At 71.9% G+C, this 2,499-nt stretch carries 3 protein-coding genes; all 3 read right to left on the reverse strand.

Annotated features, from left to right (window positions below):
• Nucleotides 1-281 precede the first annotated feature (281 nt).
• The 3 genes from AB0J67_RS40615 to AB0J67_RS40625 are packed head-to-tail and all read right to left on the reverse strand — an operon-like array spanning nt 282 to nt 2,343.
• Nucleotides 282-611 (reverse strand): hypothetical protein, encoded by a 330-nt coding sequence (locus tag AB0J67_RS40615; RefSeq protein WP_363491079.1) that lies wholly within the window; start codon nt 609-611, stop codon nt 282-284.
• Entirely contained in the window at nt 608-2,116 is a 1,509-nt protein-coding gene (locus tag AB0J67_RS40620; protein ID WP_363491081.1) for a DNA cytosine methyltransferase, read from the reverse strand. Before AB0J67_RS40620 ends, AB0J67_RS40615 begins: the two co-directional genes overlap by 4 nt.
• Nucleotides 2,113-2,343, reverse strand: a complete 231-nt coding sequence (locus AB0J67_RS40625; protein WP_363491083.1) for a hypothetical protein — start codon at nt 2,341-2,343, stop codon at nt 2,113-2,115. The genes AB0J67_RS40620 and AB0J67_RS40625 overlap by 4 nt, the downstream gene beginning before the upstream one ends.
• Between the last annotated feature and the right edge of the window lie 156 nt (nt 2,344-2,499).

Genomic DNA, 2,499 nt, shown 5'->3' on the forward strand with positions numbered 1-2,499 from the left:
CAGTCGTTGGCGGCGTAGCGCAGCGCAGCCGCCAACAGGGGGTGAGCCGCCGCAGGCGGCCTTTCTGCTCTTCGGGCTGCTGGGGTCATCGGGCGGTCTCCTTCCTGCGGTGATGTGTGGTCTGGCGTGGGCGTGTGTTCGCGCACGTCATGGGGCTGGGTACGTCCGTGCTGGTGGCCAGACATCGATCCGGTACCGCTGTTTTGGCTGGCTACCGGCGTGCAGCCCGCGACAGCGGCACGTGAAGCAGGCGCTTAGCCGCAGGTCGCGGGCGACGTCGCTCACGGAGCGGGTCTGGGCTTGTCCAGGCCGAACACGCGGCGCATGACCATCAGGGACGTGGCCATGAGGTGGCGGCAAGCGGCCTGCGCGGTCTGCTCGTCGTCGGGCAGGCCGAGCACGATCCGCAGTTCCATGTGGTCGCGGCCGGCACGGTCGCGGTAGCGGGTGCCGACCATGCGCCCACCCTCGATCTGCCACACCTCCGGCACGGAGGCGTGCTCGCCGCCGGGCAGCTCGGCGGTGCAGTGGTGGGTGCGGGCGCACCAGTCGGGGTGCCCGTCGCTGTGCTCCCGGCGGGCCGGGCGCCCATCGGTCAGCGCGCGCCTCATGACGCGCACCGGCTGTCCATGGCGAGCGCGACCCGTCCGCCGAGGAACTGGGCGACGTTGGCCGACACGGCGTTTCCGGCCTGCATGGTCTGCTCGGAGACGTTGCCGCGTACCTGGTAGGTGTCGGGGAACCGTTGGGCGCGCAGCTGTTCGCGGGGCTTGAGCATCCGGAAGTAGCAGTCCTCCACCTGCACGGCTGGGCGCAGCAGCGCGCCGCTGTCGTGGGTGGCCATGGTGTGCAGCGGAGCATCGGTGCTGGTGGGCCGGTTGCCTTTCCGGTAGGGGATGACCAGGGCGTGGTGTCCGCCTCCGGCGGCCATGGTCTGGAACGGCTGGCCGGTGGAGTGGGCGGTGCCGTTGCGGCGCAGTACCGCGACGAACGGCGCGGGGGTGACCACGGCCTCGGACTCGCGGGTCAGGCGGGTGCGCATCGGGGTGTCGACCGGCCACGCCTGGTCGCCCTGTCGGCGCCCGCCCGCCGGAACGAGCATCGGCGGCGTGGCGAACCCCTCGCCGATCTTCAGGGTGCGGGTCGGCAGCGGTCCGCCGCCGATCGGCAGGGCGCGGCTGTCGCTGTCGCCGTGGTTGACCGTGATGAGGGACTGCCGGTCGGTGAACATCTCCAAGCCGTGGCGGATGCGGGCGATGGTGGCCGCGGCGAGGGGCTTGGCCTTGTCGCCGATGCGCTCGCCGACGTCGGTCCAGTCGATGGCGGCGCGAGCGGGCATCACGTACGGCTCCACCGGGGCCTGCCCGCAGGCGGTGTTGGGGCAGAGGTAGACGTACTGCTCGCGGTAGGCGCCGATGCGGCCGAACCGGCGGACCTTCGGGGTGTCCTTCCACGCCTGCACCGCGTGCACGTCGGCCCCGCACGGCTCGCACCAGGCCAGGGGCCGGGGTGCGACGTCGGGCAGCGGAATGCCGGTGCGTGTGAAGACCAGGTACATCCGGTCGCGCCACTGCGGCGCGTAGGGGTTGCCGTCGCCGCCGATGTGGGCCGAGGAGGCGCACACGGTCTGCTGGGCGTAGCCGAGCTGCCGCATGCCGGCGCACCACCACTCGAACAGCTCCCACTTCCAGGCGACCTCCGGCACGTTCTCGACCAGGACGGCGGCGTACCGGTGGACCTCGGTGGCGCGGATGACGTCGTGGAAGGTGGCGCGGGTGCGCTCGAACCCGGCCTGGGGGACGTGCCCGCCGGTCTCGAACATGTCGAGCTGCCCGCGCGGGCGCGGCCGGGCCTTGGTCGCCTTCGCGGAGCCGCCGGCCGGGGACGCCTCGGTGCAGATGGGCGACGCCCATAGGACGTCGGTGGTGGGCAGGGCGCGCATGTCGTAGTTGTTGACGTCGGCGCACAGGTGCTCGGCGCCGGGGAAGTTGGCGGCGTGGGTGTCGATGGCGGTGCGCCAGTGGTTGGCGGCCAGTTTCAGGTCGAGGCCGGCGGCGGTCAGCCCGATGGAGCTGCCGCCCGCGCCGCAGAAGATGTCGGTGAAGGTCAGGCTCATCGCGTGGTCTCCCTGGTCTTGGCGCGCGCGGCGGCGTCGGCCTGGGCGCGGGCGTCGTGGACGGTGTTGTAGATGCGGCGTCCGATCCGCAGCCGCAGCCCGGTCCCCTTGCAGCGGCGGCAGAACGTGACTCTGCGTAGAAGAAGAGTGGTGCGGGTGCCGGTGCCGGAGCAGGCGCGGCAGCGCCCGAACGGCAGGATCCAGCACAGCAAGACATAGACGATCATTGTGGCTGTGAGGGTGAGGGTAACGATCACTTCGGGTGTCACGAGGGGCCTCCACGGGCGGGTTCGGGGCCTGTTTCGGGCATGGCGTTACCCGTTACCTGGAGCCGCCCGCGAACACCAGCACGGACATGAGCAGCGGCGCCCACGCGGGCAGCC

Source organism: Catellatospora sp. NPDC049609, from assembly GCF_040675365.1.
Classification (GTDB): domain Bacteria; phylum Actinomycetota; class Actinomycetes; order Mycobacteriales; family Micromonosporaceae; genus Catellatospora.